Annotated in this window: 13 protein-coding genes; 11 read left to right on the forward strand and 2 right to left on the reverse strand. The window is 36.6% G+C overall.

Annotation, left to right across the window (positions count from 1 at the left end; all coding sequences use genetic code 11):
- Window positions 1-189: 189 nt before the first annotated feature.
- The 8 genes from pseB (at window position 190) to KDE13_RS09515 (ending at window position 8,249) form a co-directional block, all read left to right on the forward strand.
- Complete coding sequence (gene pseB / locus KDE13_RS03260; protein ID WP_212140566.1) at window positions 190-1,176, forward strand: UDP-N-acetylglucosamine 4,6-dehydratase (inverting); 987 nt, start codon at window positions 190-192, stop codon at window positions 1,174-1,176.
- Window positions 1,173-2,303, forward strand: coding sequence for a UDP-4-amino-4,6-dideoxy-N-acetyl-beta-L-altrosamine transaminase (gene pseC, locus KDE13_RS03265; protein ID WP_212140567.1), 1,131 nt, complete (start codon window positions 1,173-1,175; stop codon window positions 2,301-2,303). Before pseB ends, pseC begins: the two co-directional genes overlap by 4 nt.
- 1 nt (window position 2,304) lies before the next feature.
- Entirely contained in the window at window positions 2,305-3,024 is a 720-nt protein-coding gene (pseF, locus tag KDE13_RS03270; protein ID WP_212142842.1) for a pseudaminic acid cytidylyltransferase, read from the forward strand.
- Window positions 3,025-3,256: 232 nt separating this feature from the next.
- Window positions 3,257-4,126, forward strand: coding sequence for a UDP-2,4-diacetamido-2,4,6-trideoxy-beta-L-altropyranose hydrolase (gene pseG / locus KDE13_RS03275; protein WP_212142843.1), 870 nt, complete (start codon window positions 3,257-3,259; stop codon window positions 4,124-4,126).
- Window positions 4,111-4,731 (forward strand): UDP-4-amino-4,6-dideoxy-N-acetyl-beta-L-altrosamine N-acetyltransferase, encoded by a 621-nt coding sequence (gene pseH, locus KDE13_RS03280; protein ID WP_212140570.1) that lies wholly within the window; start codon window positions 4,111-4,113, stop codon window positions 4,729-4,731. Before pseG ends, pseH begins: the two co-directional genes overlap by 16 nt.
- On the forward strand, window positions 4,709-5,098 hold the full coding sequence (locus KDE13_RS03285) for a hypothetical protein (protein WP_212140571.1): 390 nt from the start codon (window positions 4,709-4,711) through the stop codon (window positions 5,096-5,098). Before pseH ends, KDE13_RS03285 begins: the two co-directional genes overlap by 23 nt.
- 62 nt (window positions 5,099-5,160) lie before the next feature.
- Window positions 5,161-6,189, forward strand: a complete 1,029-nt coding sequence (gene pseI, locus KDE13_RS03290) for a pseudaminic acid synthase (RefSeq protein WP_212142844.1) — start codon at window positions 5,161-5,163, stop codon at window positions 6,187-6,189.
- A gap of 26 nt (window positions 6,190-6,215) precedes the next feature.
- Window positions 6,216-8,249, forward strand: coding sequence for a motility associated factor glycosyltransferase family protein (locus KDE13_RS09515; protein ID WP_212142845.1), 2,034 nt, complete (start codon window positions 6,216-6,218; stop codon window positions 8,247-8,249).
- 182 nt (window positions 8,250-8,431) lie between these two features.
- On the opposite strand, the gene KDE13_RS03300 is transcribed toward KDE13_RS09515, so the two are convergent.
- Entirely contained in the window at window positions 8,432-9,937 is a 1,506-nt protein-coding gene (locus KDE13_RS03300; RefSeq protein ID WP_212141489.1) for a flagellin B, read from the reverse strand.
- 323 nt (window positions 9,938-10,260) lie between these two features.
- Between KDE13_RS03300 and topA the strand changes: the two genes are divergently transcribed.
- From topA to KDE13_RS03315, 3 genes are read left to right on the forward strand one after another with little or no spacing between them, the layout of a single operon-like run.
- A complete protein-coding gene (gene topA, locus KDE13_RS03305) occupies window positions 10,261-12,384 on the forward strand; it encodes a type I DNA topoisomerase (RefSeq protein ID WP_212143042.1) in 2,124 nt (707 codons plus the stop codon).
- Window positions 12,360-12,908, forward strand: a complete 549-nt coding sequence (locus KDE13_RS03310) for a YfcE family phosphodiesterase (RefSeq protein ID WP_338083710.1) — start codon at window positions 12,360-12,362, stop codon at window positions 12,906-12,908. Before topA ends, KDE13_RS03310 begins: the two co-directional genes overlap by 25 nt.
- Complete coding sequence (locus tag KDE13_RS03315) at window positions 12,905-13,744, forward strand: biotin synthase (protein ID WP_212142846.1); 840 nt, start codon at window positions 12,905-12,907, stop codon at window positions 13,742-13,744. Before KDE13_RS03310 ends, KDE13_RS03315 begins: the two co-directional genes overlap by 4 nt.
- 46 nt (window positions 13,745-13,790) lie before the next feature.
- Here KDE13_RS03315 and KDE13_RS03320 read toward each other — a convergent pair whose 3' ends face one another.
- Window positions 13,791-14,348 (reverse strand): hypothetical protein, encoded by a 558-nt coding sequence (locus KDE13_RS03320; RefSeq protein WP_212142847.1) that lies wholly within the window; start codon window positions 14,346-14,348, stop codon window positions 13,791-13,793.
- Window positions 14,349-14,417: the final 69 nt, after the last annotated feature.

Consider the following 14,417-nt stretch of genomic DNA (forward strand, 5'->3'; position numbering starts at 1 on the left):
ATCAAAATAGATGGAATTTGTAAAATTGATAGGTTATTGTTTTAAATTTAAGTGGTATGGTATTTTTACTTCAAACAAGATGAATTTTTATGAAGTAAAAGAGTTTAATGAGTGCAAATGGATAAAAATTTAACAAAGTATCAAGCAAAGACATAAACCACTAAAAGCAAGCCATAAAAAGGATAAATGATGTTTGATGATAAAAGTATTCTTATCACTGGTGGCACTGGTAGTTTCGGTAAAAAATACACCGAGATAATTCTAAAAAACCACAAGCCAAAACGTGTAATAATCTACTCTCGTGATGAGCTAAAACAATACGAAATGGCTCAAGTTTTTAACGACAAAGCTATGAGGTATTTTATAGGTGATGTGCGTGACGAAAAGCGTCTTAAAACGGCGATGAACGGCGTGGATTACGTTATACATGCAGCCGCGATGAAACACGTGCCAATAGCTGAGTACAACCCAATGGAGTGTATAAAAACAAATATAAACGGTGCTCAAAACGTCATAGATGCAGCCCTTGAGTGCGGTGTCAGCAAGGTTATCGCTCTTTCAACTGATAAGGCGTGCAACCCTGTAAATTTATACGGAGCAACAAAACTAGCAAGCGATAAGCTTTTTGTTGCCGCCAACAATATCACAGGAGCGAAAAAGACACGTTTTGCAGTAGTCCGATATGGTAACGTCGTTGGCTCTCGTGGCTCAGTCGTGCCACTATTTAAAAGACTCATTGCAGATGGTGTAAAAGAGCTACCTATCACACATGGCGATATGACAAGGTTTTGGATCACATTAGAGCAAGGTGTAAATTTCGTGCTGAAAAACTTTGAGCGTATGAAAGGTGGTGAAATTTTTATCCCCAAGATTCCATCTATGACAATGCTTGATCTAGCTCGTGCATTAGCTCCGAATTTGGGCGTGAAAATAATCGGCATAAGGCCGGGCGAGAAGATGCATGAGATGATGATATCGCGAGATGACGCACACCTTACGTATGAGTTTAGTGATCACTACGTCATTAGCCCATCTATTCAGTTCTCAACCATTCAAGATTTTAGCACTAACGCTCTTGGCGAACATGGCAAAAAGGTCGCTGAAAACTTTGAATATATCTCAAATACAAATAAAATTTGGCTTGATACAAATGGGCTTTTGGAGATGATAAAATGATGCCTTATAGCCGTCAGCAGATCACAGATGATGATATAATCTCCGTAGTAAACGCTCTAAAAGACGATATTTTAACAGGCGGTGATAAAGTTATACAGTTTGAAAAAGCTATTGGCGAGTATGTAGGAGCAAAGCACGTTATAGCTATGAATTCAGCCACTTCAGCCCTGCACGTAGCATATCTTGCACTTGGTGTAAAAAGTGGTGATGAAGTGATAACCACACCGATAACTTTCGCCGCAACTGCAAATGCAGCTTTGATGGCTGGAGCAGAGATTAAATTTTGCGATGTAAAGCGTGATGGAAACATAGATGAAAATGCCATAGAAGCTCTCATAAATCCACGTACAAAAGTTATCACAGCGGTTGATTTTGGTGGCAACCCAGTCGCTTCAGATGTAATCGCAAAGATAGCTAAAAAACATGGGCTTAAATTTATAGATGACGCTTCACACGCACTTGGCAGTGAGAGTAATGGCAAAAAGATCGGCACAGTAGCCGATATTAGCATATTTAGCTTTCACCCTGTTAAGCCACTTACCACGCTTGAAGGTGGTGCGGTGGTAACTGATGATGATAATATCGCTTCTTTAGCACGGCTCTACCGAAGTCATGGTATAAGCAAAACTCGCCTTTGGGATAGCGATATGAGTTTATTAGGATATAATTACCGATTAAGCGATGTAGCTTGTGCTTTAGGGCTTTCTCAGCTTAAAAGATTTGATGATATGATAGCAAAACGTAACGAAATAGCAACATTTTATGAGCTAAAATTTGATAAAAATCCATACTTTAGCACTATAAAAATCCCAAATGGTTCAAAAAGCTCACGACACCTTTTCCCGATACTGCTTTTTCGTAATTTCTGGTGCAATAAAGAGGAAATTTTTACTGAGTTACATGCACGTGGCATAGGTGTTCAGGTGCATTATAAGCCAACGTATAAATTTAACTACTATCACCAAAAATACGGCGAGATGGCTCTAAAAAATGCAGATGAGTTTTACAACGCAGAGCTTAGCATACCATGTCATCAGAGTATGAGTGATACAGACGCCCATTTTGTCGCTGATACTTTGTTTGAGATATTAGCTAAATTTGACAAACCACAATGCTGTAGAGTTTAAGATGAGTGAAAATTTATACAAACAAGCTTACAATAACAACACAAAGTGTCTTTGCATTATCCCAGCCAGAGGCGGTAGCAAACGCATACCACGCAAAAATATCAAAGACTTTTGCGGACTTCCACTCATCGCTTATAGTATAAAAGCGGCTTTAAATTCGCAAGTTTTTACCGATGTTATCGTTAGCACTGATGATGATGAGATAGCGAGTGTCGCCCTTAAATATGGTGCAAAAGTGCCGTTTATAAGAGAGACAAATTTAAGTGATGATTACGCTACAAGTAGTGATGTTGTGCGTGATGTGATAATAAAATTTGGTGATAGATTTGATGAAATTTGCTGTATTTACGCCACAGCACCGCTTTTAACAGATGAAATTTTACGTAGGGCATATGTTAAATTTAAAGAAACAAATGCTGAGTTTTTATTCTCTGCCACTGAGTTTGCATTTCCTATCCAACGTGCGATAAAACTTGATAAAAACTCTCGTGTAAGTATGTTTTATCCACATTTTGAGCACACTCGTTCACAGGATTTAGAAGCAGCTTATCATGATGCAGGGCAGTTTTATTTTGGTAAAAAGTCTGCTTGGCTCACACAAAAATCAATATTTGCACCGCATTCAGTGGCGTTTTTACTTCCACGAAATTTAGTCTGTGACATAGATACACCTGATGATTTTGAATTTGCTAAAAAGCTTTATCAAATAAACTCAATCTAGCACTAAATACAATAACCAGCCACTTCAAAAATGAGCCAATCTTACAAAATAACTTGCTATCGCCATTGATAAAGATAAAACTAATGTGTAAAGCTTTGATGATAGCTTATAAGTATAAAAGGCACACTAGCAAAGATATAAAAAGTATCAAAATTGATCTATAAATTTATAGTAAAACTTTGTCTTTGTTATAAAATTTGATAAAATACTTACAAAAATAGCAAGGTATTTTATGAAATTTGAAAGCCTTTTAAATTTAAAAACACTCATCCGCACCGATAGCTCCGCACTCATCGGACACGGACACATCAGACGAGACCTTGTTTTAGCCACCAAATTTAAAGATATTAGCTTTGCTTGTTTACCCTTAAATGGAAATTTGATAGATGAGATAAAATATCCGGTTTTTACTCTACAAAATGGCGATATAAATGAGCTAATAGATATCATAAATGAGCAAAATTTTGAGCTTGTCATCATAGATCACTACGGTATAGACGCAAAGGATGAAAAGGCGATCAAAGAGCGAACTGACGCATTTTTGATGAGCTTTGATGATAATTATAAAAGGCATTTTTGTGATGCAGTGCTAAATGTAAATTTATACGCCGATACACTACGCTATGCTACGCTAACACCGCCAGATACGCAAATTTATGCAGGGCGTGAGTATCTGCTAGTTAGAGATGAATTTTATGTGGAGCGTGATATAAAGCGAGAGAAAATTTATGACTTTTTCATAGGACTTGGTGGAACTGATGTGCTAAATTTATCTGCTAAAATAGCACAAAATTTATTAGATAAAAACTATAAAATAGCCATTATCACAACATCGGCAAACACTCATTTAAATGAGCTTTTAGATCTTGAAAAACGATATAAAAATTTAAATATCTTCATAAACTCCAACGAGATAGCAAAGCTTATGAATAAAAGTCGTGAGCTTATCATCTCAGCTAGTTCAATGGTAAACGAAGCGATCGTGTTAGGAGCGAAATTTAAAGCGATAAAAACTGCAGATAATCAAAACGAGATCTATCAATGGCTAAAAGATAACAACTATGAAGTGTATGAGAGCGATGAGGTATGTGCGAACTTATAAATTTTACACATCTTAATGATTGCGAAGCAATGATGGTGTGGCAGTGGCGAAACGATGAGCGTGTAGCAAAGTATATGAAAACTAAATTTATAAGCTTTAAAAATCATCTAAATTTTATAAAAAATTTAAAAAACGATACGAGCAAAAGGTATTTTCTACTTAAAAGTGGTGGCATTTATATCGGCGTGGTTGATTTTATCGGCATTAGAAATGATATTTGTGAGTTTGGGATCTATGCAAATCCAAATATTTTTAGTGTTGGTAAAATACTAATGCATACTGTTTTAGCATATGCATTTAAAATTTTAAATGTAAAAATTATCAAAGCTTACGCTTATAACGAAAATCAAAAGGCGATCGCACTTTATAAGCTATTTAAATTTGAGATTACAGAATATGATAGTGAGATAACTAGACTAGAATTAAGGAGAGAAGCTGTGCAAATACTAATGAAAAACTATAAATTTTTAAATAATGATGAAAATAAGCAGATACTAGAAATAAGAAATTTAGAATATATTAGAAACATGAGTTTAAATGATAAAGTTATAGATTTTAACAATCATATAAAATGGATTAAAGATGGTATGGGGGGGGGCAAATAACACTTACCTAGCTGTCTTTGAAAACGATAAAATTTGTGGTGGTATAAATTTGGTTTGCAAAGATAAAGTTTATAGTTGGGGTCTGTTCTTTAAGCCACAAACTAATTCATTTTTAATATCTTCTTGCACTTTTTCATTTTTAAATTTTGCTTTTAAAAATACTAATGAGCTTACGGCTTTAGTAAAAAATAATAATCAAAGTGCACTAAAATTTGATAAAAGTTTTGGCTTTTTAGAGTTTAAAAAAGATGAAAATCTTACATTTTTAAAGCAGAGCATTAAAGAGTGGAATGATCACAAAAACACAAAATTAATGCAAAGAGTTGCTAAAATTTCCCAAGAGTTTGATATAAGAATTTTAATTTAGATTCTTAGTTAATAATCGTAATTTATGCTAAAATGACAAAAATATAATTTTTGAGAAAATTTATGAAAATAGCAAATTTTGACACAGATAAAAAGGTATTTATCATCGCTGAACTCTCGGCAAATCATAGCGGAAGTTTAAAAACTGCAGTTGATACGATAAAAGCAGCAGCACGTGCAGGAGCAGACGCGATCAAGCTCCAGACCTACACGCCCGATAGTCTGACGCTAAACTCGAGAAAAGATGACTTTATGATAAAAGGTGGACTTTGGGATAGAGCAAATTTATATGAGCTTTACGCCAAAGCTCTCACGCCTAGGCAGTGGCACAGTGAGCTTTTTAAAGTTGCTCGTGATGAAGGACTTATCTGTTTTTCTAGTCCGTTTTGTGATGATGACGCCGACTTTTTAGAGCAGTTTGACCCACCTGCGTATAAAGTGGCTAGTTTTGAAGCAAACGATGTGGATTTTATCAAACATATCGCAAAAAAGGGTAAGCCGGTGATAATCTCAACAGGAATAGCTACAAAAGATGAGATAGCTGATTCTATAAATGCGTGTAAAGCGGTGGGTAATGATAAAATTGCACTTTTAAAATGCACCTCAAGCTATCCAGCTCCATTTAGCGAGATGAATCTACGCACGATAGAGACGATGAGACGTGAGTTTGGCGTAACGATTGGCTTTTCAGACCATACGCTTGGTATTGTAGCTCCGGTTGTAGCGGTAAGCCTTGGGGCTAGGATAGTTGAGAAGCACTTTATACTTGATAAGAGCATTAAAAGCGTAGATATGGCATTTTCGCTTGATGAAGCAGAGTTTTCTCAAATGGTTAAAGCTGTTAAAGACACAGAAGCGTTGCTAGGCGAAGCGAGTTTTAAGCTAAGCGAAAAAGCTCTACACAATCGCCGTTTCGCACGTTCGCTATATGCAAGTGCCGATATAAAAATGGGTGAACCCTTCACAAGTGAAAATATCCGTAGTGTGCGACCAGGATATGGGCTACATCCTAAATTTAAAAAAGAGCTACTAGGCAAAATAGCCAAACGAAATATAAAATTTGGCGACAGGATAAGCAAAGATGATATTTAAAATTCAGATCACAAAAAGGAGCTAAGGTGAGTAAAAAAAGTAAAATATCGATAAACGATCTAACTTTAGACGATAAAAGCTTAGAACAAAAAAAGGAAGTCATACCTCAAGGGACTTTAAACCCAATATTTGAAAAAAATATAAAAGCTATCTTTCAACAAGATGAAATTTTAGCCGCAAGGCTTTTTGCACTTGATTCGCAAGATAAATATGAAGTTTTCGTAGGTAAAGATCCAATCGATATAAATATCATAGACAAACAAACTCTAAAATATATTTACGAGCATCCAGCCAAAGACGTACAAGATATGCTTGAAAGCTTAGAAAAAGAGTATAAACGCTATCCGATTATGTATTTTTATGGATTAGGTAACGGTATATTCTACAAGGCTATGTTGGCAAATCAAACTCACCAAAAGATAGTCGTTATAGAGCCAGATATCGATATAATATATATAGTTTTAAATTTATTAGATCTTTCACAAGAGCTTATGAGCGAGAGATTAACACTATTTTACTCCAAATTTGCTACCTATACGCAATTTTTTTATCTAGTGGCAAAGCCTGAATTTACTATCTATGCAAAGCTTTATAATTTGCATATTCACACGCCATTTTACGATCAATTTGATGAGGATTACGCACGAATAAACAAAGATTTTACCAAGGCTATATCGCAAATGGTGGCAGGACATGGTAATAGCATAGATGATAATCTTATAGGAGTGCAAAATCATATAGAAAATTTACCGACTATGATAACAAACTACGCATATGTAGATCTTATTAAAAAACGCCATAAGCTTATGGATACCGCTATCATTGTCTCAACCGGCCCAAGTCTAGACAAACAGCTAGATACTCTTAAAAAATTTGCTCCATATGTGACCGTCATCAGTTTAGATGCGTCCTATCCGATACTATCTAAGCACGGTATAGTGCCTGATTATGTTACATCTATCGAGCGTGTAGAGGCCACATCGAGCTTTTTTAAGAAAAGATACAACAAATTTGATAAAGATATATACTTCATAGTCGCGTCTTTAACACATAAACAAACTATAAAAAATATACTTCCAAGACGTTTGGTATTGACTATGAGACCTCAGCAAAATGAGACAGTGTTTAAGCTAAATAATTACGGATATTTAGGTATCGGACACTCTACAGCAAATCAAGCCTACCAACTTGCATACGTTTTAGGACATAAAAATATCGTGCTTATAGGACAAGATCTGGCTTTCGCTCCTGATGGCTCAAGCCACGCTAAAGGACACGCTTTCGCACAAGATGATGAGTATCTTTATGTCCCAGCTTATGGCGGAGAGGGCGAAGTAAGGACGACTTATATATGGGAAAAATTTAAAAATCAGTTTGAAGCTGACATAGAAAACTCAAAAAGCAAAGATGTCATAACCTACAACTGCACTGAGGGCGGAGCAAGGATAAATGGAGCGACAGAAAAGCCATTTTTAGAGACAATGCAAGAGCTTTGCAAGGATAAAAAGGTTAAAAATTTACCAAATATAAATCAAGTTAAAACACAAATCGCCAATAAAAATTTAATCAAAGCTTATAACTTTATAGCCAAAAAAATTGAAATTCAAGAAAGGGTCAAGAACGAAACAGAAAAAGTCTTTTTGCAGATAGTTAATGATATAGATGATATCATAAAGATGCGTGATGATGGCAAGATAACAGAAAAGCTATTTCCAAGATTGATAAAAATATCAAAAAAGATAGACAACATAAAAAATGTCATAAGCAAAGCACGCTATAAGACATATATCGAAAATATCGTTACTATCTCAGTATTTTTCCAAGAGTTAGAACTAGCTAAAATTTCAGTCGCACCAAGTGATACAAACTTACAAAAGACAAATAAGCTCGTTGAGTGGGTAGAAATTCATAAATACTGGCTATTTTCAGTAGCTGGTGGGCTAAATGCAGAGATACAGATCACACGCCAAGCTGCAAAACCACTCATAAAAGAGCTTAAAAAGCGTGGTATTATGCCTGATATATCACTTGGTAAAAGTAAAGATAATTTTAAACTTTAATAAAAATTTTTATGTATTAAATTTACTAGAGCCACTTTGGTGACTCTAGCTTTATGAGTTTACACTATATGCGTTAAATTCGAAGTATCAAGCTTTGTAGCGACTAGCGACACAAAGCAAGAAAAGACGCTAAGCTAAAAGTAGCAAAGCGTCAATACTAAAGTTTAAACTTTACGAGATTACTACTGCAACAATCTCATTACGTTTTGTTGAACAGCGTTAGCTTGGCTCATAGCATAGCTTCCTGACTGAGCTAGGATGTTATACTTAGAGAAGTTTGCTGACTCAGAAGCAAAGTCCACATCGCGGATCTGACTCTCAGCTGATTTAACATTTACTTGAGTTACTGTTATGTTATTGACAGTAGATATAAGTTGATTTTGAACAGAACCTAGGTCTGAGCGGATAAGGTCAAGAGTCTTTTGAGCTGACTCAGCTATATCCATAACAGCCATCGCACCGCGTAGTGTCATAACACCAGCAGCTTGATTAGATGATATATTGCCACTCATTCTTGAAAAGCCCATAGCTGTAGCTAGATTTTTATCTATCTGACCGCGGATATCGCGTAGAGATACTGACTGCTGTGCACCACCTTTATCGCTAAATGCTACTGATAGTTTTGGTCCGTTTCCGCCTTTCATCTTTATATCACGACCATCTAGTCTAACAAGATTAAGTCTTCCGATAAATCCTTTAGTCAAAGCCGTACCATTTGCATCTTTACCTTTGCCACCAAGACCTTTAGATATATCAGTACCTTTAGCTTCTATAGCACGTCCTGAACGGCTTGTTAAGACCATTCTGCCCTCTGCGTCCAAAGATGCCTCTACGCCTGTTTGATCTTTTACAGCGTTTATAGCATTTACTAAAGCACCGTTGCTATCACCAGCCTTAACATCTAGGTCGCCTATCTTTACGCCATTGATACTAAATGATTTAATTAAACCACCAGATATAGCTTTAGAGCTCTTCCAAGTAACGTCATATGTAGCACGGACACCTGTTTTATCAGATACTTTGTTGATATTCTCAGCTAAAGCACCTAGTCCTGTTCCTAAGCTAGATGATATAGTAGCAGCTGCTACTTTTACATCATTTATACCATCTACGTTTAAGAATGTAAGAGTTATTTTACCGCCAGCTGTTAAAAGCTTAGAGCTTTCAAATCTTGTAAGACCTATCTTATCAGATGTAGTAGCACCTATGCTAGCTTTAACTGTTTGGTTAGAGTATGCACCTATTTGGAACTCTTTGTTAGAAAATGTTCCATTTAGAAGTTGTTGACCGTTAAAAGATGTGGTGTTACCTATGTTATCAAGCTCTTCCATAAGGCGAACGATGTCAGCTTGAAGTGCTTGACGTGAGCTAGTTGTTTGACCATCTTGAGCTGACTGAGTAGCTTTAACCTTGATAGTCTCAAGAATTTTTAGTTGCTCATCCATAGCTTTATCAGCTGTCTGAATGATACCGATAGCGTCGTTACCATTTGCGATAGCTTGACCAAGTGTACTAGCTTGTGAACGAAGACTATCTGCGATAGCCAAACCTGATGCATCATCAGCTGCTGTTTGAATTCTCAAACCAGAGCTTAGTCTGCCTAGTGAGTTAGAAAGGTTTCTGTTGTTTCCAACTGCGTTTGCGTGTGAATTCATCGCATTTATGTTAGTGTTTATACGAAAACTCATTGTAAATCCTTTTAGTTTTAGTTACGACATCTTGTCGCACAAATACTATATCGGAAGTTTTTTTAAAAACTTTAGGGGTGATGATAAATTTAAATTTATATTGTTTGTTTTATATATGTTGTGGGTGAAATTTACTAAAAAGCTTAAGCTTCTCTGCAATTACTTATGCTAGACACTACATATATCTTTACCTTGTCTGTGTAGGTGTTTATCTATCTTGCAAAATAGTGCAATCAAGCCCTTTGAATATGATAAATTTATCCATCTCTACCTATATTATAGAATTTTTTGTTACAATTACGCGAAAAAATCAAAAAGGCTAGATAATGAAAGACTTAATCATCGTAGAATCTCCTGCCAAAGCAAAGACGATAAATAACTTCTTAGGCAAGGACTACAACGTCATCGCCTCAAAAGGACACATAAGAGATCTGCCAAAAACAAGCTTTGGCATAAAGATAGAAGATGATAAATTTATACCTGAATACCGCGTAAGTACCGATCACTCTAAAATAGTAAAAGAGATAAAAGAACTAGCTAAAAACGCAAATGAGATCTATCTAGCAACTGATGAGGATAGAGAGGGAGAGGCGATAGCGTTTCACATCGCAAACGCCATAGGCAAAGACGCTACAAAGCTACCGCGTATAGTGTTTCACGAGATAACAAAAAGTGCTATAAATAATGCCTTGCAAAATCCACGCCATATAAATATGCATAGCGTAAATGCTCAGCAAACACGTCGTCTACTCGATCGCATAGTCGGATACAAGCTAAGTCCGCTTTTAAATTTAAAGATACAAAAGGGGCTTAGTGCTGGGCGTGTGCAGAGTGCAGCCTTAAAAATAATAGTCGATCGTGAGCGTGAAATTCAAGCATTTAAACCGATCGAATACTACTTGATAGATACAAAATTTAAAAAAGACTTAGAGGCTGAGCTGATAAAATTTGAAAGTCAAAAGATAGAGAAGCTAACGATCACAAATGCCGATCGTGCGAAGTATATCGTGCAGAATTTAAAAGATAAAAAATTTAGCGTCCGCGATATAGAGAGCAAAGATCGCAAGATCCAGCCAAGTCCGCCGTTTATGACCTCAACACTTCAACAAAGTGCGAGTAACCGACTAGGATTTAGCCCCAAAAAGACGATGATGATAGCTCAGACATTGTATGAAGGCGTGCAGACGCATGAGGGCTTTATGGGTGCGATAACATATATGAGAACAGATAGCTTAAATTTAGCCAAAGAGGCGGTAGCGGCGGCTCGCGAGATGATAAAAAATGAATTTGGTGATAAGTATCTGCCGAGCAAGGCGGTCTTTTACACTACGCACTCAAAAGGAGCTCAAGAGGCTCACGAAGCGATACGTCCGACAAATTTAAGCTTTACTCCAGCTATTGCGGCGAAATTTTTAGAAAAGGACGCTTTAAGACTTTATACGCTTATATATAACAGATTTTTAGCATCTCAGATGAACCCTTGTGTTAGCCAAACGCAAAATGTCTTTGTTGTAAGCGAAAATGCAGAGTTTAAGATAAGTGGTCGCAAGGTTGTATTTGATGGATTTTACCGCGTTTATGGCGATATGGATAAAGATAAAATTTTACCAAATTTAAACATCGGCGACGAGATGAGCTTAGAGAGCATTAAGTCCACTCAGCACTTTACTGAGCCGCCTTCTCGCTACTCAGAGGCAGGACTAGTTAAAAAGCTAGAGAGCCTAGGTATCGGACGTCCTAGCACCTACGCACCGACCATATCGCTATTAACAAGCCGAGAATACGTCCGAATAGAGAAAAAACAGCTCATACCAAATGAAGTGGCGTTTACAATGATGAGCGTTTTAGAAGAGCATTTTAGCAACATTGTTGATAGCGAATTTACCTCTCGCCTTGAAGAAAAGCTAGATGAGATCGCTGAAGATAAAGCCGACTGGCAAAAGGTGCTAAATGACTTTTACTATCCGTTTATTGATAAAATCTCAGAGGGTAAAACAAATATAAAAAGCCTAAAAGTATCCACACCGATCGGAGAAAAATGCCCGGAATGTGGCGGTGAACTAGTCAAACGCAAGGGGCGATATGGCGAGTTTATAGCGTGTGGAAACTTCCCAAAATGCAAATACTCACGCAATATCAAATCAGATGAAAATCAGTCAAGCATAAACGGTGAGAGTGGCGAAGATGTAGCAAAACCAATAAGAGCGAAAAAAGAGATCGTTAAGCTTGAAGTGCCGTGTCCAAAATGTGGCGGGGATATAGTGGAGAGATTTAGTAGACGTGGTAAATTTTATGGGTGTGCAAACTACCCCAAATGCGACTTTATCAGCAACTACGAGCCAACTGAGTATAAGTGTGATACGTGTGGTGGTATGATAGTTAAAAAAGAGCTGAAAAAAGGGACATTCTTAGAGTGTGTCAAGTGCAAGAACAAAAAAGAAATTTAAAGATAGGTATCATCAGCGATAGTCATCATAGGATGGATGTAGCAAAAGAGGCTATAGATTTACTCGTGAAAAATGGTTGCGAGCTAGTGCTTCACGCTGGGGATATATTAAAGAGTGAATGTCTTAAATATCTTCAAGATAGTGGCGTAGCGTATCGTGCAGTGATAGGAAATAACGACTCGCATTTAAGTGTTTTAAAGGTCAAATTTGATCTATTTGATGAGCCGTATGAGTTTAAGTTTAAAGAGCTTGGCATAAGGCTTATGCACCACTCTAAATTTATAAACACTAAAAATAATAATGTAAATCTCGTGGTATTTGGTCATACACATAGCTTTACGACACTACTTCAAAATGACTGCTTAATAATCAATCCGGGTGAGATTTGTGGGAGAAATTTTGGCGTTTTTACTTTTGCAATGGTAGAGTTTGATGGTAAAAATTTTAATGTTTATAAATTTAGCAAAACTCCCCAAAGCACGGAGTTTAAGGTGGAAAATATAAATTTACAAGGACAAAGATGAATACGATAATGCTGTGTGCCATAAGCTCACTGAGTGCAGGAAATTGTAGTGAAGATTGTGCGTATTGCACTCAAAGTGTAGGTGTAAAAAGCGATATACAACGCTACAATCTAAAAACGCCAGAACAAGTTATAGCCGAAGCTAAAAAAGCCTACGAATACCACGCCTTGGGCTTTTGTCTGGTTACAAGTGGAGCTAGGCTGACAGATAAAAAGACCGAAGATGTCGCACGAATAGCCAAGGCTGTGAGTGAGGCGGTGCCTGAGCTTATGCTTATCGCCTGTAATGGTATGGCAACACGCGAGCAGCTACGTGAACTAAAAAAGGCTGGAGTATTTAGCTACAATCACAACCTTGAAACAAGCCGTGAGTACTTCAGTAAAATTTGCACGACGCACTCGTGGGATGAGCGATATGAGACAAATTTAAACGCACAAGCCGAAGGATTACAGCTTTGTTGTGGTGGAATTTATGGTATAGGCGAGAGTGAAGCTGATAGAGTGAGTTTTAGACGAAGTCTGGCAGAGCTTAAGCCGTTTTCAAGCCCTATAAATTTTTTCATAGCTAACCCTGCTTTAAATTTACAACAGCCACGTTTAAGCGTAGATGAAGCACTAAAAATCATAGATGATACGGTAAAAACCCTACCAAACACTCGTATAATGATAGCTGGTGGACGTGAAGCAGTACTTGGGGAACGTCAGTATGAGATATTTGATCATGGTGTGAGTGCAGTTGTTATAGGGGATTATCTCACAACAAAAGGCGAAGAGAGACTAAAAGATATAGAGCAGTTTAAAAAGATGGGCTTTAGCTTTGCAAGCAAGTGCCACTAAGATTAAGGCGTTTAAGCTCACGTAAACACCTTAATCTCTTTTAAATTTATCTACACTCCACCTTTGGAGCGTTTGTCATAAAATAGCTCTCGTGAGAGTTTATAAACTCACGTGCAGACTTTAGATCATTAAATCGTTGTGCGTAAAACAAGATGATAATACCGCAGTTTTGCTTAGTTGCAATATTAAAATTTACTTCATAGTCGCTAAAGTTAGCATTGTTTGGCATAGGATAGTAAAGCGTCTTGTCAATAGCACGATTTTCGTCTAGCTTTGTTATACTGTATTCATGATTTTCTATGTCATGCACGTTTTTGATGGAATCTATATAAACGTCAATATCTTTTAAGTTTGGATCATACATTACGCTTATTAGCTTACTCCAGCTAAAATCCTTCTCGCCCTTTAGATAATACTCCACTAAATTATCCGTAGTATAAGTTTTGCTAAATTTTTCACCATTATAGAGTATCGTATCTGGCAGATTTAAAGCATTAAGCGTATCACTTTTGCTCGGTGTAGTAGCATATGGGATACTTTGCATATTTAAACAACCGCTCAAAGCAAAAGCCATAAGCGATGATAATAAAATTTTAAATTTCATTTTTACTTCCTTTTTTGCGTAATTATATAAATTTATCGCACAAGACTATCTTAATCAAATCATAACAAA

Origin of the sequence: Campylobacter anatolicus (genome assembly GCF_018145655.1) — a bacterium.
GTDB lineage: Bacteria > Campylobacterota > Campylobacteria > Campylobacterales > Campylobacteraceae > Campylobacter_A > Campylobacter_A anatolicus.